Raw genomic sequence first — 24,799 nt, forward strand, 5'->3', positions numbered from 1 at the left:
GACAGGTTTGGCAAGAGGAAAACGCTAAAATCAGCCATTCGCCCTTCCTACCGCTATTGCGCCGGACGAACGAGATATCCTCCCATGCCCGCAAGCGAGCCTTCCGAATCTAACTCCCCCGATCGAATCAAACTTCTGAGCCGATATTCGAAAAAGCCGTCTCCTGCAAAGCTCTCGTCTTGCCCCAGCAACTCTCCGACCGCTCGTGCCGCGCAAACCCATTCGCCCTCAGTCCGCTGGAGCTCTCCGACCGTTCGCAACAGCAATTCGTCGTAGTGCGATTCCGGTACGCCAAATATGTTTCCGTCCCGCCAAATCCTCAGCGTCTCGTTTGAATTCTCCCACTGGCTCCATTCTCTGGCAAGCCTATCTCTCTCAGTTACCGCAAGCGCAGGACCCTCCAGCGCCTTCGCCAGCATCGGCATAAGCTTATCCGGCGATATTTCTCCCGAATGGGAAAACGCGACCTTCCAGTCGGGACGATCGAACAGGCTCGCATGAACCCCGTACGTGTTCAACAGCCTGATTTCGTTCGCCGCTTGACGAAGCCGAAACATCGCATATCGCAGACCGGTTTGTTCGTGCGCGTTGTCTCCGTGCCAGACGATGATCTGAGTTACTTCCGAAAGACAGTCGGGAGCCAGCACGGCTGCGTGGTTCGGCAGATTCGAGCGAAAATCCGTTTTTTGGGAAGCGTTATATTTGTCGGAGTACCGTTCCTGGAACCAAAGCCGCCTGTTCCGCCTGCCTTCGTCCGTATCCAAACCGTCGAGCGGTCCGACGGAGAAGAGGCCGTCCACTTCCGGAATGAGTTGGCGGACCGCGTTTTATCGATCGCCGCCGACATCATCCCGGCTTGAGACCGGCTAAAAACCAGATGCGCCAGCTTCGGTTCGTATGCCATCCGTCCTACCTCCTCTTCATCGCCCGCAAAGGCCTCCGTATACCGGAAATTGTCCTTTTCGGCCGATATCCCCTCTGCTCAGTTGCCAATATCGGCGTTTGAGGCGTCCATGCGAGCAAATTAGTTTGAAATCAAACCAACTCCGGCGCTCGAGACGTCCAAGCGAGCAAATTGTTCTGAAATCAGACCAACTCCGGCATCCAAGGCGTTCATGCGAGCAAATTCGTCTGATATCAAACCAACTCCGGCATCCGAGGCGTCCATGCGAGCAAATTAGTCTGATATCAAACCAACTCCGGCATCCGAGGCGTCCATGCGAGCAAATTAGTTTGAAATCAAACCAACTCCGGCATCCGAGGCGTCCATGCGAGCAAATTCGTCTGAAATCAGACCAACTCCGGCATCCGAGGCGTTCATGCGAGCAAATTAGTCTGATATCAAACCAACTCCGGCGTTCGAGGCGTCGCAGACTCGGAAGAGCCGAGCATGCGAGACGGCAATCAAAAAGACGCGGCCGCCTCCGTAAAGGAGAATGGCCGCGACAACCGGAAGCTCGCGCATCAGACGACCGTCGTCTCGATCGACAGCTCGGCGAGCCGGCGAAGCGTCTCGTCCGGTAGCCGCCGGTCGGTGACAATCGCGTTCACCTGCGACATTTCGGCAACATGAGTGAACGCCTGAACGCCGAATTTGCTGGCATCCGCCAGCAGAACGACCTCGTCCGCCATTCCGACCATCTTCTGCTTGATTCGCGCCTGCAGCTCGTTCGACTCGCTGATTCCCCGCTCCAGGTGGACGCCTTTGCACGAGAAAAACGCCTTGTCGACGTAATAAGCGTCAAGCGAACGCTCTGCCAGCGGGCCGACGAACGACAGCGACCGCTGCGCGAGGATGCCGCCGGTCGAGATCACTTCGATCTTCTCCTTGACGGCGAGCTCCGTCGCCACCTTGATCGAATTGGTCAGCACCGTCAGCGGAATGTCGGGCATGCTCGCCGCCATATACCAGGCGGTGGAGCTGGCGTCAAGCAGGATGCGGTCCTTCGGACGGATGCGCTTCACCGCTTCCGCCGCGATTCGCCGCTTCTCGTCGGCATGCGTGATCTCCCGTTCCGAATACGGAATTTCCGGCTGCTGCGGCTGATCCTTGACGCTGACCGCGCCGCCATGCGACCTGCGCAAACGCCCGGCCAACTCGAGCCGGTCCAGGTCGCGGCGGATCGTCTCCTCCGTCACCTGGCACAGATCGCTCAGTTCGGATACCCGAATGCTTCCTCTTTCGTTGACGAGCTGAACGATTTTCTCATAGCGTTCCGCAACCAGCATAGGCAGCCTCCTTCCGTTTTATATAGGAGCGGCGCGCCGCCCAAGAAGCGATTCTCCCGGACGGCGGCCTCTCTTCTTTATGACAAACCGGTATAACGCCGGAATCGGCCGTAGCCTTCCTCCCAGGCTTCCCGCTCCCGCGGCTCGTACACGACGACCGGGAACGAGTCGCGGATCACCTTGCGCGCTTCCCATATGTCGGACAACTCGCCATGCGCGATCCATTGCACGGCGAGGTTGCCGATGGCGCTTCCTTCCGCCGGTCCCGCCCAGACGGGGCGGCCGATCGCGTTGGCCGACCATTGGCAGAGCAGCGCGTTCTGAATGCCGCCCCCGACCATGTGCAGCCCGCCGAACGTCTGATCCGACAGCCGCTCGGTCAACTCTAGCACGTAGCGATACTTGAAGGCAAGGCTTTCCAGAATGCAGCGAACGACTTCACCCGGCTCCTCCGGCGCCCTCTGGCCGGTCCGCTCGCAATAGCCGCGAATCCGCGTCGGCATATCGCCGGGGGGCAGGAACGCATCGTCGTCCGGATCGATGAACGCCGCGAACGGCTTAGCCTCTCCGGCCAGGCGGACCAGCTCGGGGAACGAATACGACTGCCCCGCCCGCTCCCATTCGCGCCGGGTCTCGTTCAGGATCCACAGGCCCATGATGTTCTTTAGCAGCCGGAACGTGCCGTTCACGCCGCCCTCGTTCGTGAAGTTCAGCTCGCGGGCCAGCTCGGACAGCACCGGCCGTTCCACTTCGGTGCCCATCAGCGACCAGGTGCCGCAGCTCAAATACGCGAAAGAGCGATCCGTCGCGGGAACGGCGGCAACGGCGGAGCCCGTGTCGTGCTCGGCAACGGCGAACACCGGGATCGCTCCGACGCCGAGTTCTTCCGTCAAAGCCGGCCGAAGCGCGCCGACTTGGGTGCCGGGCAGCGCCACCGGCGCGAACAGCGATTCGTCCAGGCCGAGACGGCGCAGCAGTTCCGAATCCCAGCGGTTTGCCGTCGGGTTGAACAGCTGCGTGGTCGTCGCGTTCGTGAACTCGCTGATCTCCTCCCCCGTCAGGAAGTAGCGGAGCAGATCCGGAATCATCAGGAACCGTCGCGCGGCCGACAGCAGCGGAGAACCGGCTTGCTTCAGTGCGTACAGCTGAAAGACCGAGTTGAACGGCAGAAACTGGATGCCGGTGCGGGCGAACACCTCGGCAGCCGGAATCTCCGCGAACAGCCGTTCCATCATGCCGTCGGTATGCCGGTCGCGGTAGTGGTACGGGTTTCCGAGCAGCTCGCCGTTTCCTCCCAGCAAGCCGAAGTCGACCGCCCAGGAGTCGATCGCGAGGCTGCGCACTTCAACGCCCTGATGCTTGGCTTTGAGCAGCCCTTGCTTCAATTCGTGATACAGACACAAAATGTCCCAATGCAGACGGTCTCCCACCTGCACCGGATCGTTCGGGAAGCGATGGAGCTCTTCCGTGACGATCTGCCGGTCCGTCAGACGGCCGAGCAGCGCCCTTCCGCTGCTCGCGCCGAGATCGTATGCGAGGATGTCGGCCACCGGGCATCAGCCTCCGCGCTTCTGCAGAACTTCTTGCTCGTACGCCTTGACTTCGTCCAGCCACGATTCGCGAACCGGAACGCCCATCTGCTCGCAGTAGTAGTCCCACACCGCACCGAACGGATACGTCTTGAACTCCTCCGACAGCGCGAGACGGGTCGTATAATCGCCGGCCAGCTCCGCCTTCCGCAGCGCTTCGGCGGGTTCCAGCATGGCGCGAAGCAGCGCCTTGATCGTATTGCGCGTGCCGATGACCCAGGCGGCGACGCGGTTGATGCTGGCGTCGAAAAAGTCGAGGCCGATATGCGTTTTGCCGAGCAGGTCGCCGCGCACGAGCTCGCGGCCGATATCCATCAGCTCGTCGTCGAGCACGACGACGTGGTCGCTGTCCCAGCGAACCGGGCGGCTCACGTGCAGCAGAATGCCGTCCGCGAACAGGGACAGCGCCGACAGCTTGTTCGAGATCACTTCCGTCGGATGGAAATGGCCGGCGTCGAGGCAGATCAGCTTGTTGTTCCGGATGCCGTAGCCCATGTAGAACTCATGCGAGCCGACCGTGTACGCTTCCGCGCCGAGGCCGAACAGCTTGCTCTCGACCGCGTCGAGATTGAACTTCGGATCGATCTCTTCCGCGAACACTTCGTCGAGCGCGTCCTTGAGCCGCTGCCGCGGCGCCAAACGGTCGGCCGGAATGTCCTTGTAGCCGTCCGGAACCCACACGTTCGTCACGCACGTCTGCCCGAGCTGCTCGCCGAAGTAAGCGCCGACCCGGCGCGATGCCTTGCAGTGGTCGATCCAGAACCGGCGGATCTCCGGATCGGCATGGCTGAGCGTAAAGCCGTCGCTCGACTTCTCGTGCGAGAAGCAGGTCGGATTGAAGTCGAGTCCGAGCCCCTGCTCTTTCGCCCAGGAGACCCACTTCTCGTAATGCTTCGGCTCGATCCGGTCAAGCTCCACCTTCTCGTCGGTATCGGCGTAGATGGCATGCAGATTGACCTTATGCTTGCCGGGGATCAAAGAGAACGCTTTCTCCAGATCGGCGCGCAATTCCTCCGGCGTGCGCGCCGCGCCCGGATAGCTCCCGGTGACCGAGATGCCGCCGGTCAGCTCCTGGTCGCGGTTCAGAAATCCGCGGACGTCGTCGCCCTGCCAGCAGTGCATCGAGATTTTGATCGTCTGCAGCTTTTTGAGCGCCTCTTCGGTGTCGATTCCGTGTTTGGCATACAGTTCCTGGGCTTCGCGGTAGTTTTGCTCGATTTTCGAAGACATGCGTTCGTGCCCTCCTTGGAAATTATTTAATCGGATAGCCGACGACCGACATGAGCGCGTTCTCGGCCTGGGTTGCGTCGAGACGGCTGTACTGCACGATGATCGGAATGTCGCTGAGCACTTCGATCGCATAAGGAACGCCGACCGGAATTGATGTTCCTCCCTTGCTCAGCGTCGAGGTGCGGATGTGCTTCGTGCGGCGGGGCGGAACGACGACGAGGATGTCCTCGATCGGGTCCCGGTCTTCGAAAAAAATCGTCAGGTTCAGCAAAGCCTCTTCGGACGATAAGTTCAGCACGCAGACCGACTCGTGGCTCGTCAGCGAACCGGCGCTCGTCGGCGGAATGTAGCCGTCCGGGATAATCCAATGTTTCTCGCCTTTGGCAGGATGCATGTGTCGTTTGCCCTCCCCATGGAATGGCCCCCGCAAAGCGGCCGTTGCTCCTCTGAAGCCAACTCGGGTACTTTGCGGGGGTTCCTGAATGATAACTCGATTAGCGGGTGAACGCCGCCGGAACGCCGCCGTCGATCGTCAGCATGCAGCCCGTCGTCTTCGCGGCCTTGGAGGAGGCGAAGAACGCCACGCCCTCGGCGATGTCCCGCGGATAAATGTTGACGAGCAGCGTCGTGCGCTTGCGGTAGTACTCTTCCAGCTGGTCCGGCTCGATGCCGTAAGCCGCGGCCCGCTCGTTGCGCCAGTTGCTGTTCCAGATGGCGGAGCCTTGCAGAATGGCGTCCGGCAGAATCGTGTTGACGCGAATGCCGAGCTCGCCGCCTTCCGCCGCGATGCAGCGGGCCAGATGGGCTTCAAGCGCCTTCGCCGAGCTGTAGGCGGTGACGTTCTTGCCGGCATAGATGGAGTTCTTGGAGCCGATGAACACCATGCTGCCGCCGATCGCCTGCGTCTTCATGATCTTGAACGCTTCGCGGGCGACGAGGAAGTAGCCGGTGCCGAGCACGTTCATGTTCAGGTTCCATTCCTTGAGGGACGTTTCGGTGAACGGGCTGGACGTGGCGAGTCCCGCGTTGTTGACGATGATGTCGACGCCGCCGAAGCTCAGCGCCGTCTGCGCGTACGCGGCCTGCACCATCTCTTCGTTCGTCACGTCCATCTTCACCGCGATCGCGCGGTTCTCTCCGAACTTGTCGTTGATCTCGGCGGCGACCTTCTCGGCGCCTTCGAGGTTCAGGTCGGCCAGCACGACATGCGCGCCTTCGGAGACGAGGCGCCGGGCCGTCTCGCTGCCGATGCCGCCGGCGCCGCCCGTAATGAACGCGACCTGGCGGGAAAATTCCGCTTCCGGCGGAGCGAGCGACAGCTTGTAAAGCTCGAGCGGCCAGTACTCGACGTTATACGATTCGTTCTCGCTGAGAGAGACGAATTCCCCGAGGGCGGTCGCGCCGCGCATGACGGCGATCGCGCGATGGTACAGGGCGCCGCTTACCTGGGCGTTGGCCCAGCTCTTGCCGGTGTTGATCATGCCGACGCCCGGAATGAGGATGACGCGCGGAGCGGCTTCGAACATGACGTCGCCATCGTTCCTGTTGCGCTCGAAGTACGCTTTGTACTGATCTTTATAGGCGGCGATGCCGTCTTTCAGAATCGCTTTGAGCCCTTCGACGTCGTCCGCGTTCGGCGTCCAGTCGATAAACAGAGGCACGACCTTCGTATGCACGAGGTGGTCCGGACAAGCGGCGCCGACTTGCGACAGCTTCGCGGATTTCTCGCCGCCGACGAATGCAAGCACGTCATCCTGGTCGTCGAACGTCAGAATCATCTTCTTCGCGTCGCTGACGGCGCCGCGGACGGTCGGCATCACTTCGGCCGCGATGGCGCGGCGAACTTCCGCGGGCAACGGAGCGTGCCGGACGCCGCCGAACAGCTTCGCCTCGTCGACGCGGGCTTCAATGAACGCTTCGGCTTCGCTGATGATCTTGATCGTCTGCGCGTACGCTTCCTCCGACGTCTCGCCCCACGTGACCAGACCGTGCTTTTCCATGAGCACCAGCTCGGCCTTCGGATTGGCCAGTACGCCTTGGGCGATCATCTTCGACAGCGTGAAGCCCGGACGGACATACGGAACCCAGACGAACCGGTCGCCGAAAATCTCCTTGGCCAGCTCCTTGCCGTTGTCGGCGCAGCACAGGCTGATGATCGCATCCGGATGGGTATGGTCTACGTGCTTGAACGGGAGGAACGCATGCAGCAGCGTCTCGATCGAAGCGCGCGGATGCTTGGCGTCGATCATGCAGTTCGCCAGATAGGCGACCATATCTTCGTCGGACATGGATTCGCGCTCGAACAGCGGCCGGATGTCGTCCATGCGCAGCCCCGTGAAGTTGCCCGCCTTCATCGTGGCCAGGTCGGAGCCGCTGCCCTTCACGTACATTACTTCGACGTCGCGTCCGCGAAAATCCTGAATGACCGTCTTGCTCGACGTATTGCCGCCGCCCCAGTTGCAGACGCGCCGATCCGCGCCGATCAGGTTCGAGCGGTAGACGAGCTGATCGAGCCCATCATGCAGCTGCGATGCCTTCGCCGAATCCCACAAGCTTTGTACCATGGATGAAAACCTCCGGATGATTGGTTTTTGTTTTGAATAGTGCATTTACGGGCATTATAGCATTTTTGTTTGTGTTTGAATATCGAAAATCAAACAAAAACAAAGATTTATTTTCGGTACTATTCATTTTTGTCCCCAACATATAATCGGTTTTGAAGGCAGGATTGCGACAGCGGTGCCACCAAGAACGGCGGCAAGCGGAAGCCAGACGATGGGAGGTGTGCCAAATGGCGAGAACTTATTTCAAGTCATCCGTAAAGGGCGCAATCATGGGAGCTTCGATGACCGGCGGATGGCTGCTTGCGGATCTGCTGCTTCCCGAACCTTGGGGAGACGTGGTCCTGTTCGCGGCCATGGCAGTAGTGAATATAGGAATCGGGTGGAAGCTCGGCAAGATGTTCGATCAGCAAGAGGGGAAAGAATCCTCCGAAGCCGTCGAAGCAAAGAGCGCGGCCAATCTCGAATCGTAAGGACATCAAAAAGAGCCGGCGATCGCTTGCCGGCTCCTTTGCTTTTTATTTACCGCGATAGGAATAGGATGGCCGTTGCAGGGGATCGAATTCGGATTCCGACGGCAGCGCCTCGGTGACCAGGCGGTGATGAGGCGACCGCGCGCATACGGGATCCGCCCGGCTCGGGTCGCCCGTCAAGAGATAAGCTTGACAACGGCATCCCCCGAAGTCCCGAAAGCGGTGCTCGCAATTCCGGCACGGCTCCGCCATCCAGTCAAAGCCGCGATACGCGTTAAAAGAAGCGGACTCCTCCCAGATCCACTTCAGACGCCTCTCTTTAACGGATTCGAATTTCATGCTTTTGATGCCCGATGCCGCCGTGCAGGGCAGCACCGTTCCGTCCGGCGTTACCGTCAGCGACAGGTTTCCCCACCCTCCCATGCACGGCTTGGGATAATCCTCATAATAATCGGGGATGACCCATATCAGTTCGATCCGATGGCCGAAACGTTCCTTCGCGCGAGCGAAAGCCGCTTCGGCGGCGATAAGCTGATCTCTTGTCGGCAGCAGCTGCCGGCGGTTCAATAAAGCCCATCCGTAGTATTGGGCGTTGGCAAGCTCCAGCCGATCCGCTCCCCATGATGCGCAAAGCTCGATCAAGTCCTCCACCAAATGGATATTTTGCCGATGCAGAACGGCGTTCATATGTAGCGGAAGTCCCGCGGCCCGTATCCACTTGGCGGCTCTTTCCTTGTGCTCGTGAGCCTTCGTGCCCGCGATCGTATCCGCAAGACCGGCCTCCGGGGCTTGAACGCTCAATTGAACGCTGTCGATTCCCGAACGCGCAAGCTGCCGAATCCGCCGTTCCGTCATGCCGACGCCGCTCGTAATTAAATTAAGGAACAGGCCCGATTCCCTGGCGTGAACGACCAGCTCGTTCAGGTCCGGTCTGAGCAGGGGCTCTCCTCCGGTAAGATGAACCTGCACGATGCCCATATCGCCGGCTTGTTCGAAAACGTCGATCCACTCTTGAGCGGTCAGCTCGCTTTCTCTTTTTTGCAGTTCGAGCGGATTCGAGCAGTAGACGCAATGCAGGGGACATCGATGCGTAAGCTCCGCCGTCATCGCATAGGGGATGCTTACGGACATATTTCCACCCACCCTCTGCCGATCGCCTCTGTCAGAAAAGCGAGAATATCCGGCTGCAGGTTCGTCTGATTGTACTTCGTCTCCAAATCTTCGATCATCCGGGCAACCGTCCGCTCGCCGTCGCACAGCCATAGAATCGCCCCGGCCGTCGGATTCAGCCGTACGACCCGTTCCGGCAGCAGCAGCATGTCGGTTTGCCTGGCTTTATCGAACTTCATCCGAGCCGGGGCGCGAATCCGAATCCGCTCCGTCAGCTCCCACTTCATCGCGATTTCTCCGTGTCGGGGTAAGCCAAGCTTAACGCATCGAGAAGCGACCACAGCACCTCGCATTTGAATTGAAGGGCGGCGATGCACCGGTCCTGGTCCCTGCGGTTCTCGCATTCCCGCAGGACGAGCTCCAGCCCGTGATCCGCGTCGCGCGGCGCCTGGTGCAGCCTGGCTCGGAAATACTCCAATCCATCCGGCTGAATCCACGGATACAGCTGCTCGAAGACGGCCATTCGCTGGGAGATGAGACCCGGCGCGAACAATTCCGTCAAGGAAGAGGCGACGGCTTCCAGCCACGGCCGGTTGCGGCAGAAGTTCACGTAGGCATCGACCGCGAAGCGAACGGCCGGAAGCACATGTCGCTCATCCAGCATTTCTTCCCGGGGAATCCCGACGGCTTCGCCCAGTCGAATCCAGGCCTCGATCCCCCCCTCGTTCCCGGTTGTCCCGTCGTGGTCCACGATGCGTTGAATCCATCTGCGGCGCTCCTCCCGGGTCGGGAGCTTGGATAGGATGATCGCGTCTTTGACGGGAATGTTTTTTTGATAGTAGAACCGGTTGGCCACCCAGGCCCGAACCTGCTCCTGACTTAGCTTTCCCTCGTGCATACGGACGTGATAGGGATGCTTGTCGTGATAGCGCCGCTCCCCCACCTGCCGCAGCCTTGCCGTCAATTCTTCATTCGATAGCAAATTCACGTTCAAACCTCCAATTCCAACCCGTCGTCACCGACCTCGATTCCCAGTTCCCGGAGGATGCGGTGTTCCCGGGACCCTTCGTCCAGAATCGGGTTGGTGTTATTGATGTGAATGTAAATTTTCCGGTACGCCGACAGTCTCGCGAACCGCTCCAGGCTGCCGTTCGGACCGGCAATGGGAATATGCCCCATATCGGATGCGGCCAATGCGGAGATCCCCAGACCTCTCAGCTCATCCGAATGCCAGAACGTTCCGTCCAGGAAAATGCAATCGGCATTCTCCAGCTGTTGTTCCAGCTCCTCCGTCCATTCTTCTACCCCGGGGGCGTATACGACCGTACCGCCTGTGCGCCGGTCCACGATCCGGTAACCGATCACCCAGGGAGATCGCGCCGAACTCTCCATTTCCCGGACGGACGCGTACCTGGGAGGCTTGCAGCCCAAGAAGAACGGATCGATGGTTACTCTTCCCCCAAATAGTGGAAACGATTCATTCGGCCTCGCCATCGACCAGCGATACTTGGCATAGGGCTCAAGGATTTGACGAATCGGAAAATGCTCTTGAAGAGCCTGGAGCACGGGAGGCGCGGCATATACTTCGATTTCGGCGGATTCCCTTATATGAAGCAATCCGATCGTGTGGTCCAGCTCGGCATCCGTAAGCAGCACGCCCGCCAGCGGGGTATGGCGCATCGCCGGGCCCGGCCGCAGTCCGGCATGGGATTCGATCTGCGCGAGTATATCGGGGGTCGCATTCAACAGGTACCAGCTTCTGCCGTCATCGCTAAGGGCGAGGCAACTATGCATCCGGGCGCGAAACAATCGGCGCTTCGCGCGTACGCGGCGGCAGTTGGAGCAGCCGCAGTTCCATTGCGGATAACCGCCTCCCGCCGCCGATCCGAGCACCTTCAAGAACATGATCTTCCCCCCAAAAAATAGATGCCGGATCGCTCCGGCATTGTGCTTGCTTTACTTCTGATAGGCATAGGCCGTCACTTCGGCGCAAACCTCGATCACCTCAAAATCGGGCTTCACCCACATGCTCTCACCCCCTAGAGGACGCGTTTTTATATGCTTATGTCGGTTTTCACTCGTCCTATAACAACGAACGAACTGCATAAGACCGCAAGCGGCGTGACAACTTAAGACAAGGATTAAAGTCATATACAAAAAGGAAGGTACGGTCATGAAAGGACAAATCAAAAGCGGATTGCTCGCCGCAGGCTTGCTGTCTTTGATGCTGACGGTTCCGGCCCATCCCCATGCTTCGGCGGCGGACGGCGGCAATGGCGGACGGGGAACCGGCATGGGATCCGCAACGGGAACCGTGCACACGCACAGCGTACACGGGACGGGCACGGGAATGGGCGCGAAGCCGAATTATGACGTAAGCGTCTATGGGACGGCCACGGGAACCCAATATTGGAATTCGAATTACTCGGACAGACAGACTCCTCAAACGGGCTACCGCACATATTCGACAACGAATGCCACGGACGGGGTTCGCGTCGGCGGGCTTAATGTGGACGGGGTTCATGTGGATGGAGTTAACGTGGGCGGCGTTCGCACAGACGGGGTTCGTACGGACGGAGTTCGCGCGAACGCGGTTCGCGGGGACGGCCGGGTATACGCAGCGTCGACCACCGCGAACCGAGGCAGCAATTGGGGCTGGCTCGGTCTGCTTGGCTTGATTGGGCTCGCGGGCATGCGGGGCCGGAATCCGGAACGCGACAAAAGATAAGGCATGGGAAACCGAAGACGATGAAAAGGCGGTGCAAGGATCATTCCTTAGCGCCGCCTTTTCACATTTGTTCCTGTAAAAGGAATAGATCGCTTCAATCACGCGGGAGACGTCGGCTTCTTCCATTCCCGAATGCGTGCACGAGGTCGTCAGCAGCACCCGCAAGGCGCGGAAGCCGTTCTTCGCGTATAGGTTCTGGGCGGCGATGTTCTTGCCCTGCGTGGCGACGGTCAGACGAGGCGCATCTTCCTCGCAGAGCGCACGCGCGAGTCCGCTCAACAGCTCGCGACTTTCGTACAGAAGCTAGAACGTGTCGCGATCCCCCGGTTCCTTCATCCTTCGCCCTCCTCCCTTGGGTGTTCGGCCAGCCATTCCAGCGCGTAATCGACGCAATCCCGCACCCGGAACAGCCTGCAATCCGCCACGCCGACCCGGCCGAAGGCGACGTCCCGCTTCCGCTCGCGCTCGAAATCCTCTCCGATGTCCTCGAACCGGTCGGTGTCGAATTCGATCTCCGGATAGCTCTTCCAGAGGCGCTTCCCGTTCTCGATGACCGGCGCTCCTTCCCAAGTGACGGGAGGGTTCGGCTGCCGGCTCTCGGCCAGGTGGAACGAAGTATTGCTGTCATATCCGACGCCGAGCAGCAGCACGGATGCGTCCAGATCGTAGAGCCGCGCCAACGGCGACTGCTCGCCGAGGCCGTAGGCGAGCGAGTGGTTCCGCGTGACGAAGTCCGCTTCCCTCCCCCGCGCCGCGAACGAAAGAGCGGGATGACTGCTCCGGCGTACGCCCGGGAACGCGCGGAAGCATTCCGGAATCGCGCCCATGCCGCGGGTCGGCGTTATTTGCGGATCGAACGCCGGCATCGTCTCGCGGATCGTCTCCCACCATGCTTGCGGCACCGGCGGCAGCGCCCACTTGGCGGGCTCCGAGTAGTCGCCGGAATGCGTCGGCATGACGAGCGATCCCGCTTCGCCGAGCAGCTCTACGAGTGCCTGAACGACCGCGACCGGCCCTCCGCACACCCAGCCGATCCGGCTGAGCGAGCTATGGACGAGCAGCGACTGTCCTTCCTTCACGCCGAGGGCGCGAAAATCCCGGATCAAGCTTTCCTTCGTGACGATGTCCGAGCTGCGCAAAATCGCCCTTTGCTCGTTCAACGCTCTTCCCCCTTTCCGAATCCGCCGATATCGTCCGCGAAAACGGCGACCGCCCGCACGGGTGAGCCATCGCCCTCCCGAATGCGAAGCGGGAACCCGCAGAAAAGAAAATCGACGCCTCGCGGAAGCCGGTCCAGCCCGTTCAGCGACGTATAGGTCACGATACCCGCGCCGAGCAGCAGCCGCTCCAGCTCCTCCGTCAGCTCGCCCCCGACGAACGGAGGCGCCAGCTCCTTCAACCGGCCGAATAATGCCTCCCCCGCCGTTTCCGCGAAAAACAACCCTCTGGCCCGAGGCCACGAATCGTTCGCGCACACGACCTGCGACAAGCCGAAAAACGCATCCAAAGGGAGCTCGTCCAACGTCGCGGCTCCTTCATGCATATGGGACGGCGCGTCCACGTGCGTTCCCGCGTGAGTGCCCATGGCCAGCTTCCGCAGCTCCCAGCCGTAACGGTCGCGCGTATGGGCGATTTCCACCGTGACTTCCGGATCGCCCGGATAGACGGGCATGCCGTCGTAGATCGGCATGGACAAGTCGACGATTCTCAATTGCGGCTCGCCCCTTTCGAATTCCGTTCGTTCTTTCCCGATTATACACCTGCATGCGGCGCTGCGTGCGCCGGCCGGTCATTTTTCCGTTGAGTTGAGCGGAGAAGCCGGATTATAATGAAGAAATCGTGTCTGTCCACGAAAACAAACAACGAAAAGGTGCCGATAGATGAGTATTTTGACCGTTACGAATTTAAGTCACGGGTTCGGAGACCGGGCGATCTTCCAAGACGTCTCGTTCCGCCTGCTGAAAGGAGAGCACGTCGGCCTGATCGGCGCCAACGGCGAGGGCAAGTCGACGTTCATGAACATCGTCATGGGCAAGCTGGAGCCGGACGCCGGCAAAGTCGAATGGGCCAAAAAAGTGCGCGTCGGCTACCTCGACCAGCATTCCGTCCTGCAGAAAGGCATGACGATTCGCGATGTGCTGAGAGGCGCCTTTCAATATTTGATGGATGCCGAAGCCGAGATGAACGCGATGTACGATAAAATGGGCGAAGCCTCGCCGGAAGAGCTGGAAGCTCTGCTTGAGGAAGTCGGCACGATTCAGGACCTTCTGAACATGGGCGATTTCTACCTGATCGACGCCAAGGTGGAGGAGATCGCGCGCGGCCTCGGACTGGGCGAGATCGGGCTGGAGCGCGACGTGAACGATCTGAGCGGCGGCCAGCGGACGAAGGTGCTGCTCGCGAAGCTGCTGCTGGAAAAACCCGACATTCTTCTGCTCGACGAGCCGACGAACTATTTGGACGAATCGCATATCGAATGGCTGAAGCGCTACTTGCAGGAATACGAGAACGCCTTTATTCTGATCTCCCACGACATTCCGTTCCTGAACAGCGTCATCAACCTCATCTACCATATGAGCAATCAGCAGCTCGCCCGGTACGTGGGCGATTACGACACGTTCGTATCGCAGCACGAAGCGAAGCAGGCGCAGCTTGAAGCGGCCTACAAGCGCCAGCAGCAGGAGATCGCCGACCTGAAGGACTTCGTCGCCCGGAACAAAGCCCGCGTCTCTACCCGCAACATGGCGATGTCCCGGCAGAAGAAGCTGGACAGCATGGAGCTCATCGAGCTGGCTAAGGAGAAGCCGAAGCCGGAGTTCAGCTTCAAGGAAGCGCGGACGCCCGGACGGTGGATCTTCGAGACGCACGGCCTCGTCATCGGCTACGACGAGCCGCTGAGCCGGCCGCTCGATCTGAAGATGGAGCGCGGGCAGAAAGTCGCCCTTGTCGGCGCGAACGGCATCGGCAAGACGACGCTGCTTCGCAGCCTGCTCGGCCAAATTCCGGCGCTGGCCGGAACGGTGGAACGCGGCGAGTACCAGGCGATCGGCTACTTCGAGCAGGAGAGCGACGGCGATGCCGATCTGACGTGCATCGAGTCGGTGTGGAACGAGTTCCCGTCGCTCACCCAGTTCGAGGTGCGTGCGGCGCTCGCCAAATGCGGCCTGACCACGAAGCATATCGAGAGCCGGATCGCGGTCTTGAGCGGCGGCGAGAAAGCGAAGGTTCGCTTGTGCAAGCTGATGAATCGGGAGACGAATATTCTCGTGCTCGACGAGCCGACGAACCATCTGGACGTCGATGCCAAGGACGAGCTGAAGCGCGCGCTGCGAGCTTACAAAGGAAGCATCCTGCTCATTAGCCACGAGCCGGAATTTTACCGCGACATCGTCACCGACGTCTGGAACGGCGAATCGTGGACGACGAAGCTCATTTGATCGCATGAGGGCTCGTCCTCTTTCGGGCGAACAACGGGGCTGTCCCGTCACCGGGACAGCCCCGTTTATGATTTCGGCCTTATTTCCCGCATCCCGCGCGAATGGATTTGACGAAGCGGCGCGTGATCTCCTGCGGCCTCGTAATGGCTGTTCCGACGACGACGGCATGCGCTCCGGCGTCCAGGCAAATCTGACATTGCTCCGGCGACCAGATGCGGCCTTCGGCAAGCACGGGCGCATGGCGCAGCGCGGCCAGCCGGGAGACAAGCTCCACGTCCGGATGCTCTTGCCGCGGGCTGTAGGAGGTGTACCCGGACAGCGTCGTCGAGACCGCTTCCGCACCCCATTCCATAGCCGCCGCCCCTTCTTCGAACGTAGAGACATCGGCCACCAGCACGACGTCGGGGAACCGCAGGCGGATCTCCGCGACGAACGCTTCGAGCGATTCGCCGTCCGGCCGAATCTGCCGGGTCGCGTCGATCGCGATCAGATCGGCCCCCGCTTCCCGGATTTCACGGACTTCGCGAATGGTTGGCGTAATAAACGCTTCCGATCCGGGATAGCGAACCTTGTAGAGGCCGATCACCGGCAGACTCGTCTTCCGTTTGATCGCGCGGATGTCCTGCGGCGTATTGGCCCGGATCGCGACGGCGCCGCCTTCTTCCGCGGCCGACGCCATGAGCGCCATCGTCCCTGAACCGTAAAGCGGCTCGTTCTCCAGCGCCTGGCAGGAGACGATCAGCCCGTTCCGCAGACCGGCGATCAAGGAATGCAAACGGGGGACTCCCCTCTCCGCCATCGATTTTTCGCGAGCTTCTGTCATAAGTCGCGATTTTCGCCTCCTTTCAAGATGACTCCGTCTCCCTGTTTCAGATCCGCAGTCTCGTTTGTCGCCATTATCGTAACACGATAAGGAGATTTACTCCATATATATTCGTTAATAAGAAGAATATTTTCTCCAAAATATAAAAAAACAAATGCGCCTCACGCCGGGGCGCATTTGTCCGAAGAAAGCAAACGACTGCTTCTATGTCTTCCGCTTGCGGATCAGCTCCGTTTTCTGCTTCCATGCCTTTACGCTCAAATAAACGGGATAATGCTCCGGGTTCAGCTTGCGCAAATGCTCTCGCCGGAACATCGCCAGCTGCCGGCGATGGCCGGAACGGATAGCCGTCAGATCAGGCTGCCCGTAAACCAGCTCTCCGCGGCGAAAAACCGGAGTCAGCATCGGCAACGCCTCATAATCGCTCACCGTGCGGTTCAGATACGGATGCGCGGGATCGAACAGCTCGATCGGCTCGCCGCTCCGGACGTCGCCTTCATCCGTCAAAGCGACATAGTCGGCGATTGCGATGCCGGTCCCCCTGTCGATGATGCGGTATACGTCCTTCGCTCCCGGCGTGGTCACCTTCTCCGGGTTGCCGGAGATCTTGATGACCGGCTCCCATTCCCCGTCGCGCTCCTTGGCGACCAGCTTGTAGACGCCGCCGAGTGCCGGCTGGTCCGCCGCGGTGATCAGCTGCGTGCCGATGCCCCAGCTGTCGATCCTCGCGCCTTGGGCTTTCAAGTCGAGCATGATGTTCTCGTCGAGATCGTTGGAAGCGACGATTTTGACGTATTCCAGCCCCGCTTGATCGAGCATCGCGCGCGCTTCCTTCGACAGATAAGCCAGGTCGCCGCTGTCGAGGCGGATCCCCTGCATCCGCCAGCCCTGGTCTTCCATCCACTTGGCGACGCGGATCGCATTCGGAACGCCGCTCCGAAGCGTATCGTACGTGTCCACCAGCAGGGTCACTTGAAGCGGGAACGTCTGCGCGTACAAGCGGAACGCCTCTTCTTCCGAATCGTGCATCTGCACCCAGGCGTGAGCGTGCGTCCCGGAAGTCGGGATGCCGAACAGATGGCCCGCCCGCAGGTTCGAAGTCGCGTCGAAGCCGGCGAGGTAAGCGGCGCGCGCGCCCCAGACGGCCGCGTCCGCTTCCTGGGCGCGGCGGGTTCCGAATTCCAGCAGCGCGTCGTCCGGGGCGACCTGGCGAATGCGGGCCGCCTTCGTCGCGATCAGCGTCTGGTAATTGATGAAGTTCAGCAGTGCCGTCTCCAGCAGGTGCGCTTCGAACGCCTCGGCCTCGATCCGGACGAGCGGCTCGCCCGCGAAAACGAGCGCCCCTTCCTCCATCGACCAAATGTCCCCCGTGAACCGGAAGCCGGCCAGCTTGTCCAGAAAAGCGGATTCGTAGCCTTCCTCCTGTTCGGCCAAATAACGCAGCGTCTCGTCATCGAAGCGCAGCCCCCGAACGTATTCGACGAACCGCCCCAATCCCGCGAAAACCGCGAACCCGTTGCCGAACGGCAGCTTGCGGAAATACGCTTCGAACGCCGCCTTCTGCCGATCGGTTCCGTTGCGCCAGTGCGCGTACATCATATTGATTTGGTACTTATCCGTATGCAGCGTCAAATCCCCGTAGTTCATCCCGTCGTCTCCCCCGTTCGGCTAAGTTACATTATGTATCAGCATCTTCATTCGGCTCAAATGCTCGAAATCGCAGGAATTGTGTGAATGTTTTCATCTTAAGCGCTTGACAAGGATACGATATGTATCATAAATTACTTATAGGTTCGATGACGAACGGAGGTGCGGTCCGTCCGCCATTTCCCGCAGACGACGTTCCAATATCCCACGAACGCAAGGAGATATGAGAATGAACATGGGAGAACGCCTTCGCGAACTAAGGCTCAAACGCAACATCTCGCAGGAAGAAGTCGCGCGCCATATCGGCATTACCCGTTCGGCATACAGCCATTACGAAATCAACAATCGCCAGCCCGTCTACGAGACGTTGATGAAGCTGGCGGCGTTTTTCGACGTCTCCCTCGATTATATTATCGGCGGCGTGGGCTCGAATCAAACGGCGGACGAATCAGCCGGACCGGATTCCCGCGAGATTATGAGACTGCTTCAGGATATGAACCATGAGCAGCGCAAGCAGTCGATCAGCCTGATGCACGGCCTCTTGAACGGGAACGCGCGAAGCAAGGACAGCGGGTTGGCCTGACGGTTCAAAGAGCCTCGGCTCCGACAACGTCGTACAGCGGCAGCAGGATGGTGAACACGCTTCCTTCCGCTTCTCCGTTGGCGGCCGACAGATGGCCGTCATGCGTCTCGACGATCTCCCGGGCGATCGACAGACCGAGTCCGCCGCCTCCGGACGACGAATGGCGCGTTTTGTCGCTCTTGTAGAACCGTTCGAACAAGTGAGGGAGATCGTCCGGATGGATGCCGGGCCCGGTGTCGGCCACGTCGATCCGCGCCAGGTTGCGGGCCTCGTCCGCCTTGAAAAGCAGCGTCACCGCGCCGCCCGGGGGCGTGTGCCGCATCGCGTTGTAAATCAGATTCGCGAGCACCCGGTCCATCCGGTGCTCGTCGATTCGAACCGCCGCCAACCCTCCGGTATCGTCCTCGACGCGGCTCGAGAAGGCGATGCCTTTCTCCCGCATCTCCGGCTCGTACTCTTCGTGCAGCCGGCTCCGCCAATCGGCAAGCCTCACCGTCTCGTAGGCCATCGAAACTCTTCGCGCTTCGAGCATCGACAGCTCGAACAAGTCCTGAATCAATCCGTTCAGACCCTCCACTTTCATAATCATCGAACGAATGGTCGCGTCCCGCTGCTTCGGATCGCTGATCACCCCGTCGCGAAGCGCCTCCAGGTAGCCTTGCAGCAGCGTCATCGGGGTCCTCAGATCGTGAGAGATGTTGCTTACCAGCTGGCGCCGGGACTGCTCCATCCGCTCCAGTCCGAGCTTGGACTCCTCCAGATCCGCGTACGACATTCGCAGCTCCTCGGTTCGCTCGGCGATTCTCTCTTCCAGCAGGTAATTCCATTCTTTAAGCTCGGCCGACATCTGTTCGGCGCGCACGAAGGTACGGGCGAAGCGCAGCGAGATCGCGAAGGAATTCATCAACACGAGGAAAAGCAGCCCGAACGAGACGAGATCGAACGAGCGCCACCAGCCGTTGTAGAAGAAAATGTCGTTCACGACGGTGAGCAGCAATCCGCCGACGCCGACGATCGCGAGCAGCGCCCCTTCCCGCTTGCGGTACGACGATACGAGAAGAGCTCCAAGCGCGCAAGCGCCGAGCAGCATGACGTACGCTTGGAACAAGCCGATCAGCGAGCTGACCTTCAGAACGGGCATCGCCCAGATCAGCGCCGTCAGCGCCGCGCCGCCCAGCCTCGACAGCCACAGCAGGCTCTTGGGGAATTCATGCGGATACATGCGCTGATAATACGCGAATCCGAACAGGGCGCTGAGCGCGAACGAGGAGTACTCGATGCGAGTTCCCGCCGTCCAGGTCAATTCCGGAATCCAGCGGAAAAACAGCCCTTGTCCGATAACGCCCATGCGCATCGCGACGAACAGGCACAGCAGCGCGAAAAACAGGTTCGCCGCCTCTTTGCGCCGCATGACGTAAAGGCCGAGATGATACAGCCCGATCATGACGAGGCTGCCGAACACGATCATCTCTTGGGCTTCCTTGTTGAATACGAACTTCTGCACCGACTGCGCGTCGCCCAGAATGAGATTGGTGCGGATGCCGCCGCTGCGATGATCGAAGTTGGCCACTTCCAGGCGAAGCTCGGTCTTCTCTTCCCGCCCGTCGAGGAAGACGGTCGCGGGCAATTGGTAAGGGGTCGTCAGCGCCGCTTCGCTTCCCGGCGTCCCCATGGCAATCATCTGCCGGCCGTCGACGAACAGCCGGTAGCTGGTCGAAATGTTCGGCAGGCGAATCGCGACCGCCCGGTCCAGCTTATCGTGCAGCAGCGTAAGCCGGTAAACGCCCTTCCCTTGATCCTTCGGCTTATATCCGTTGCCGAGCTTTGACGCCCCCCACATGCCCGGAACCGTCAGCGTCGAGGAGACCGGCGCCTCGCTTCCGTCGCCGTACCAATCGAAGAGCCAGTCCCCTTCGAGGGCGACGACTTCGCCGCTCCCGAGCGGCTGCCCCCTCAGATCCAGCACGCCGTCCCGCGCGACGGCGGAAGCGGCCGCCCCTGCCGTTCCGCAAGCGAGCAGCAGCGCGAACATCGCGACGGCCGATCCAAGCAGTATTTGCGACCAGCGTTTTTTCCGACTCATCCCCGCGTTCCCTTCCCCTGTTCCCGTCTCGAAAAGCACAATTGTCCTCATCGTAAACTCGCATTGATTCCCCGTCAACGCTTTAAGTATAATAGATGACGTATGCATTTCGATCCGGGCCTTAGGAGTGGAAGCCGTGAGCAGGCCTAACGCCTCTGTCCTCGTCGTCGACGACGAGCTTGAAATTACCGAATTGATCAAGTTGTACCTGGAACGGGAAGGCTACGCCGTTCATACGTCCGACAACGGAACCGACGCGATTCGAATGGCCGAATCGGTTCCGCCCGACCTTATCATTCTGGACGTCTCGCTCGGCCAGCCGGACGGAATCGAGGTCTGCCGGACGCTTCGGCGCGGCAATTGCGGCCATGTGCCGATTCTTTTCCTCAGCTGCAAAAGCGAAGACGCCGACATCGTGCTCGGTCTGACCGAAGGCGGCGATGACTATATCACCAAGCCGTTCAGCCCCAGTCAGCTAGTCGCCCGCGTGCAGGCGCATATCCGGCGGCAACGGATGCGGGAGCGTCTGCCGGAGACGGTTCCTTCCCTGAATTTTTCCGGGCTCGACATCGATCTGCGCCGTCTGGAGGTGCGGAGGAACGGCGAACTGATCGCTCTCTCCGTCAAGGAATTCGAGCTGCTGACCGTCATGGCCCGTCAGCCGGACCGGGTGTTCCCGCTCGACGAGCTGTACCGGCTCGTCTGGCATACCGACAGCATGGGCGACACCAGAACGCTGATGGTTCACGTTAGCAACCTGCGCAAGAAGATCGAGCCCGACCCCGCCTCCCCGATCTACATTCAGACGGTCCGGGGCTTCGGCTACCGCTTCTCGTCCGACCAGCAATTGGTTCGCACGCGTGGATAAAACTAATCATGATAACGAGCCGGCAGACGCCGGACTTCGATCAGACGGAACAGAAAGTTGGAACCGACATGAGAATGGCTACGGATTGGCAAGATTACGAACTGCTCGACACGGGCGACGGCGAGAAGCTGGAACGCTGGGGGAAAGTCGTCCTTCGCCGCCCCGACCCGCAAATCATTTGGCCGCTGACCCGCGAGACGAACGACTGGAAAAACGCCGACGGGCACTACTACCGCAGCTCGTCCGGCGGCGGGCAGTGGCAATTCAAGAAAGAGCTTCCCGAGCGCTGGACCATCGGCTACGGGCCGCTCAAGTTCCATATTCGCCCGACCAACTTCAAGCATACGGGGCTGTTCCCCGAGCAGGCGGTCAACTGGAGCTGGATCATGGATCGCATCCGGAACGCCGGACGGCCGATCCGCGTGCTCAACCTGTTCGCCTATACGGGCGGCGCGACCGTCGCGGCCGCTTCGGCCGGCGCGGATGTGTGCCACGTCGACGCGGCGAAAGGAATGGTCCAATGGGCCAAGGAGAACGCCCAGCTGTCCGGACTCGATTCGGCGCCGATCCGCTACATTACCGACGACGTCTTCAAGTTCGTCCAGCGGGAGCAGCGCCGCGGCCGTCAGTACGAAGCGATCATCATGGATCCGCCCTCCTATGGCCGCGGTCCGAACGGCGAGATGTGGAAGCTGGAGGAGAACCTGTATCCGTTCCTGGAGAGCTGCCGCTCGATCCTGTCGGACCGTCCGCTGTTCGTTCTGGTGAACTCCTACACGACCGGCTTGTCGCCGACGGTGCTGAGCAACCTCCTCCGGCTGGCGATCGGCCGCAAATTCGGCGGCAAAATCGATTGCGGCGAGATCGGCCTGCCCATCACGGCCAGCGGAATGACGCTTCCGTGCGGCATCTACGGCCGCTGGGAGAGCGAATGACCGCGGCGTCGCCGGATCGCCGGATCTAAAGGAAAGGAGGCGGCCATGTGCCACGCCTTCGGAAAAGAACGGCTCTTCTCGGCGCGCAGGGATTGCTCCTTCTGTTTATGACGGCATGCGGCTTTGACGGAGGAACGGCCCAGACGATGACGACTCCGTCGGCGTCCGCCCCCGCTTCCGGCGATATCGCGCAGCCGTCGCCGATCGGATCGGGCTCCGCTGCCGATACGCCCTCGCCGTCTCCAACCGGAACGGCTCCCGCAGTCGAATCCGCCTCGCCGACGCCTGCCGGAACCGGCACCGTTTCCGGCGCCGCCCCGTCGTCGCCGAACGTTTCGGATTCGCCCGGAACCGCTTCGGACGTTCCTTCAACCGGACCGGCGGCTTCATCCCCGCAAGAGAAGCCTCCAGCCGGAACGACGGAGGCTTCTCTTGTGGCCGTCGGCGACATCATGAGCCACGCGCCCCAGCTTCCCGGCTATTATGACGCGGCGACGCGAACCTACGATTTCAAGCCGTGGTTCCGCTACGTCAAGCCGCTGCTGTCGAAGGGCGACTGGGTCGTCGCCAATCTGGAGACGCCGCTCGCGGGAGCGGATCTGACGTACACCGGCTACCCCCGCTTCAATGCGCCCGACGAACTTGCCGACGCATTGAAGGATGCCGGCTTCGGCATTCTGACGACGGCCAACAACCATACGCTCGACCGCGGTTACGTCGGGATCGCCCGAACGCTCGCGACGCTCCGGTCGAAAGGGCTCGTTCCGGTCGGAACTTCCGTCTCCCGGTACGATTCTCAGCGGTTGACCATCGTCGAAAAGAACGGCATCAAGCTCGGTTTTCTAGCCTATACGTACGGAACGAACGGCATTCCTATTCCCAAGGATCATCCGTACGCCGTCAATCTGATCGACCTTTCGAAAATAACGGACGACATCAAGCGCCTGCGAGAGGCCGGAGCGGATGCGGTGGCCGTCTCGCTTCACTTCGGCATCGAATACCAGCGCATGCCGAATGACGATCAGAAGGACATCGCCCGTTCGGTCGTCGCCGCCGGCGCGGACCTCGTGCTCGGCTCGCACCCGCATGTCGTTCAACCGTACGAGACGATCGAGGTGCCGGACCCGACGAGCCCGGACGGAATCCGCCGCGGCTTCGTCATCTACTCGATGGGCAATTTCGTTTCGAACCAGCATGACAATTGGAAGGACGTCGGCGTCATCGTCTCCCTGAAGCTGACGAAAACGACCGGGCCCGACGGGTCCGGCCGAACCGTCTGGAGCGACGTGAAGACGACGCCGACCTGGGTGCGCATCGGCCAAAAGGGCAAAAACAGTACGTATACCGTCTACCCGATCGCGCAGACGTTGGCGAACCGCGACGATCCCGATCTGACGGACGCCGACTACAAGCGCATGAGCACATACTTGACCGGTCTGAACCGGCATTTGAAGTCGCTCGCGCCGAAGCAATCGGCCGCCGGCTAGACAACGGCACAGCACGGCCCGAATGTTCGGGCCATGATAAAAGGGGCGCCCCGATCCAGGTCGGGACGCCCCTTCTCTCATTCCTGCTTAGCGTCAACTCATACGGCTTCTGGGAGTCCGTTTCCTAGCCGTTCGCCGCCTCGGCCGGAGCCAGCGCCGCCTTCTCCGCGGACCGTGCCGCGCTCCCGGACGACTTTCTCTCCGCGGCGGTACGGTCCGCGAACGATTCCCTCGTTCCAGCCACCTTGCCGATCAAATAGACAAGCAATTGACGATTGTGAAGCGACAACCTTTCCAAAGACCGCCCGACGATATCGCTGCGAACCTTCAGTCCGCGCTCGGCCTCCGCGCGTCCCATATCCGTCATATGAACCCAGACGATCCGCCGATCGCCCGCGTCGCGCTCTCTTCTTACCAGCCCGCCCCGCTCCATTCGGTCAAGCAGCGTCGTGATCGCCGCCGGGGTCGTCTCCAGATGAGGAAGCAGATCCGAAGGCTTCATCGGTTCAAACTGCAGCATCAGCTCCAACACCTGCAACTGGCCTTCCGTCAACTGCGGCGCAAGCTCCGCTTCCAATTGCGCATGCCAATCCTTCGTGAGCTTCATCCAGCTTTTCACAAATTCCGCCTGCATCTCCATTTCCTCACTACCCCTTTCCCGAACCTTGCCTTCTCTTTTATTATACCTGCCGCCCCTGTCGAAAGATAGATTAACGAAGTTAAATGTTTACGACGTAAATCCTCATATTGAGGTACGGTGCGACAAACGACGACATATACTAAGGTCAGAATGTGGAGAATGAACGAACCCTCGAAGATTTTTCGGAGGCGACATGGAAATGAACAGCTCAGAGGAAAAGAAAAAAATGATCGGATTGATGGCCAGAGAAGCCGGATTGCTGGAAGACCCCCGTTGGCTGGAACGGCTCGACGAGCCGGTTCCGCTATGGGTCATGCTGGAGATCCTGCTCAAATGGATCGACCGGACCGAGCGCAGGGACGGCCCGTTCGACTAA

The 24,799-nt window shown here is 60.4% G+C and carries 25 protein-coding genes; 8 read left to right on the forward strand and 17 right to left on the reverse strand.

Annotation, left to right across the window (positions count from 1 at the left end):
• Positions 1-53 precede the first annotated feature (53 nt).
• The 6 genes from H7C18_RS35875 to H7C18_RS30350 form a co-directional block, all read right to left on the reverse strand.
• Complete coding sequence (locus H7C18_RS35875; RefSeq protein WP_337913930.1) at positions 54-800, reverse strand: DUF1835 domain-containing protein; 747 nt, start codon at positions 798-800, stop codon at positions 54-56.
• Between the two features lie 664 nt (positions 801-1,464).
• The gene (locus H7C18_RS30330) at positions 1,465-2,229 is read right to left on the reverse strand and encodes a DeoR/GlpR family DNA-binding transcription regulator (protein WP_185132869.1); all 765 of its coding nucleotides are present in this window, start codon (positions 2,227-2,229) and stop codon (positions 1,465-1,467) included.
• Between the two features lie 77 nt (positions 2,230-2,306).
• Positions 2,307-3,779, reverse strand: a complete 1,473-nt coding sequence (locus H7C18_RS30335) for an FGGY-family carbohydrate kinase (RefSeq protein ID WP_185132870.1) — start codon at positions 3,777-3,779, stop codon at positions 2,307-2,309.
• 6 nt (positions 3,780-3,785) lie between these two features.
• Positions 3,786-5,048, reverse strand: coding sequence for an L-rhamnose isomerase (gene rhaA / locus H7C18_RS30340; RefSeq protein WP_185132871.1), 1,263 nt, complete (start codon positions 5,046-5,048; stop codon positions 3,786-3,788).
• A 22-nt stretch (positions 5,049-5,070) separates the two neighbouring features.
• The gene (locus H7C18_RS30345) at positions 5,071-5,442 is read right to left on the reverse strand and encodes a sensory rhodopsin transducer (protein ID WP_185132872.1); all 372 of its coding nucleotides are present in this window, start codon (positions 5,440-5,442) and stop codon (positions 5,071-5,073) included.
• Between the two features lie 100 nt (positions 5,443-5,542).
• The gene (locus tag H7C18_RS30350) at positions 5,543-7,612 is read right to left on the reverse strand and encodes a bifunctional aldolase/short-chain dehydrogenase (protein ID WP_185132873.1); all 2,070 of its coding nucleotides are present in this window, start codon (positions 7,610-7,612) and stop codon (positions 5,543-5,545) included.
• A 227-nt stretch (positions 7,613-7,839) separates the two neighbouring features.
• Between H7C18_RS30350 and H7C18_RS30355 the strand changes: the two genes are divergently transcribed.
• Positions 7,840-8,082: a hypothetical protein gene (locus H7C18_RS30355; protein ID WP_185132874.1), complete on the forward strand. Its 243-nt coding sequence runs from the start codon at positions 7,840-7,842 to the stop codon at positions 8,080-8,082.
• Between the two features lie 45 nt (positions 8,083-8,127).
• On the opposite strand, the gene pqqE is transcribed toward H7C18_RS30355, so the two are convergent.
• The 5 genes from pqqE to pqqA are packed head-to-tail and all read right to left on the reverse strand — an operon-like array spanning position 8,128 to position 11,367.
• Entirely contained in the window at positions 8,128-9,213 is a 1,086-nt protein-coding gene (gene pqqE / locus H7C18_RS30360; protein ID WP_185132875.1) for a pyrroloquinoline quinone biosynthesis protein PqqE, read from the reverse strand.
• A complete protein-coding gene (gene pqqD, locus H7C18_RS30365; protein WP_185132876.1) occupies positions 9,204-9,479 on the reverse strand; it encodes a pyrroloquinoline quinone biosynthesis peptide chaperone PqqD in 276 nt (91 codons plus the stop codon). The genes pqqE and pqqD overlap by 10 nt, the downstream gene beginning before the upstream one ends.
• A complete protein-coding gene (gene pqqC / locus H7C18_RS30370; protein WP_185132877.1) occupies positions 9,476-10,180 on the reverse strand; it encodes a pyrroloquinoline-quinone synthase PqqC in 705 nt (234 codons plus the stop codon). The genes pqqD and pqqC overlap by 4 nt, the downstream gene beginning before the upstream one ends.
• Positions 10,181-10,182: 2 nt before the next feature.
• Complete coding sequence (gene pqqB / locus H7C18_RS30375) at positions 10,183-11,097, reverse strand: pyrroloquinoline quinone biosynthesis protein PqqB (RefSeq protein ID WP_185132878.1); 915 nt, start codon at positions 11,095-11,097, stop codon at positions 10,183-10,185.
• Positions 11,098-11,148: 51 nt separating this feature from the next.
• Positions 11,149-11,367, reverse strand: a complete 219-nt coding sequence (pqqA, locus tag H7C18_RS36140) for a pyrroloquinoline quinone precursor peptide PqqA (RefSeq protein WP_185132879.1) — start codon at positions 11,365-11,367, stop codon at positions 11,149-11,151.
• On the opposite strand from pqqA, the gene H7C18_RS35400 reads away from it, so the two are divergent.
• Positions 11,366-11,920, forward strand: coding sequence for a WGxxGxxG family protein (locus tag H7C18_RS35400; protein WP_238358074.1), 555 nt, complete (start codon positions 11,366-11,368; stop codon positions 11,918-11,920). The genes pqqA and H7C18_RS35400 overlap by 2 nt on opposite strands.
• A gap of 332 nt (positions 11,921-12,252) precedes the next feature.
• On the opposite strand, the gene H7C18_RS30390 is transcribed toward H7C18_RS35400, so the two are convergent.
• Together H7C18_RS30390 and H7C18_RS30395 are read right to left on the reverse strand one after the other, a co-directional pair.
• The gene (locus tag H7C18_RS30390) at positions 12,253-13,080 is read right to left on the reverse strand and encodes an AAC(3) family N-acetyltransferase (protein ID WP_238358075.1); all 828 of its coding nucleotides are present in this window, start codon (positions 13,078-13,080) and stop codon (positions 12,253-12,255) included.
• Positions 13,077-13,631: a cyclase family protein gene (locus H7C18_RS30395; protein WP_185132880.1), complete on the reverse strand. Its 555-nt coding sequence runs from the start codon at positions 13,629-13,631 to the stop codon at positions 13,077-13,079. The genes H7C18_RS30390 and H7C18_RS30395 overlap by 4 nt, the downstream gene beginning before the upstream one ends.
• A 169-nt stretch (positions 13,632-13,800) precedes the next feature.
• Between H7C18_RS30395 and H7C18_RS30400 the strand changes: the two genes are divergently transcribed.
• Positions 13,801-15,357, forward strand: a complete 1,557-nt coding sequence (locus tag H7C18_RS30400) for an ABC-F family ATP-binding cassette domain-containing protein (RefSeq protein WP_185132881.1) — start codon at positions 13,801-13,803, stop codon at positions 15,355-15,357.
• A gap of 79 nt (positions 15,358-15,436) precedes the next feature.
• Here H7C18_RS30400 and H7C18_RS30405 read toward each other — a convergent pair whose 3' ends face one another.
• Both H7C18_RS30405 and H7C18_RS30410 read right to left on the reverse strand, forming a co-directional pair.
• The gene (locus H7C18_RS30405; RefSeq protein ID WP_238358076.1) at positions 15,437-16,132 is read right to left on the reverse strand and encodes an N-acetylmannosamine-6-phosphate 2-epimerase; all 696 of its coding nucleotides are present in this window, start codon (positions 16,130-16,132) and stop codon (positions 15,437-15,439) included.
• A gap of 252 nt (positions 16,133-16,384) precedes the next feature.
• Positions 16,385-17,827 (reverse strand): nicotinate phosphoribosyltransferase, encoded by a 1,443-nt coding sequence (locus H7C18_RS30410; protein ID WP_185132882.1) that lies wholly within the window; start codon positions 17,825-17,827, stop codon positions 16,385-16,387.
• 229 nt (positions 17,828-18,056) lie between these two features.
• On the opposite strand from H7C18_RS30410, the gene H7C18_RS30415 reads away from it, so the two are divergent.
• A complete protein-coding gene (locus H7C18_RS30415; protein ID WP_185132883.1) occupies positions 18,057-18,410 on the forward strand; it encodes a helix-turn-helix domain-containing protein in 354 nt (117 codons plus the stop codon).
• Between the two features lie 4 nt (positions 18,411-18,414).
• Here H7C18_RS30415 and H7C18_RS30420 read toward each other — a convergent pair whose 3' ends face one another.
• Positions 18,415-20,493, reverse strand: coding sequence for a sensor histidine kinase (locus H7C18_RS30420; protein WP_185132884.1), 2,079 nt, complete (start codon positions 20,491-20,493; stop codon positions 18,415-18,417).
• Between the two features lie 136 nt (positions 20,494-20,629).
• Here H7C18_RS30420 and H7C18_RS30425 point away from each other — a divergent pair, with 136 nt between their 5' ends.
• The 3 genes from H7C18_RS30425 to H7C18_RS30435 all read left to right on the forward strand — a co-directional run bounded on the left by H7C18_RS30425 (position 20,630) and on the right by H7C18_RS30435 (position 23,783).
• Positions 20,630-21,361 (forward strand): response regulator, encoded by a 732-nt coding sequence (locus H7C18_RS30425; RefSeq protein ID WP_185132885.1) that lies wholly within the window; start codon positions 20,630-20,632, stop codon positions 21,359-21,361.
• A 68-nt stretch (positions 21,362-21,429) separates the two neighbouring features.
• Complete coding sequence (locus tag H7C18_RS30430) at positions 21,430-22,296, forward strand: class I SAM-dependent methyltransferase (RefSeq protein ID WP_185132905.1); 867 nt, start codon at positions 21,430-21,432, stop codon at positions 22,294-22,296.
• A 47-nt stretch (positions 22,297-22,343) separates the two neighbouring features.
• On the forward strand, positions 22,344-23,783 hold the full coding sequence (locus H7C18_RS30435) for a CapA family protein (RefSeq protein WP_185132886.1): 1,440 nt from the start codon (positions 22,344-22,346) through the stop codon (positions 23,781-23,783).
• Between the two features lie 124 nt (positions 23,784-23,907).
• Here the strand turns inward: H7C18_RS30435 and H7C18_RS30440 are convergent, their stop codons facing one another.
• The gene (locus tag H7C18_RS30440; protein ID WP_337913931.1) at positions 23,908-24,423 is read right to left on the reverse strand and encodes a MarR family winged helix-turn-helix transcriptional regulator; all 516 of its coding nucleotides are present in this window, start codon (positions 24,421-24,423) and stop codon (positions 23,908-23,910) included.
• A 199-nt stretch (positions 24,424-24,622) separates the two neighbouring features.
• Between H7C18_RS30440 and H7C18_RS30445 the strand changes: the two genes are divergently transcribed.
• Complete coding sequence (locus tag H7C18_RS30445; RefSeq protein WP_185132887.1) at positions 24,623-24,799, forward strand: hypothetical protein; 177 nt, start codon at positions 24,623-24,625, stop codon at positions 24,797-24,799.

The organism is Cohnella zeiphila, assembly GCF_014212055.1.
GTDB lineage: Bacteria > Bacillota > Bacilli > Paenibacillales > Paenibacillaceae > Cohnella > Cohnella zeiphila.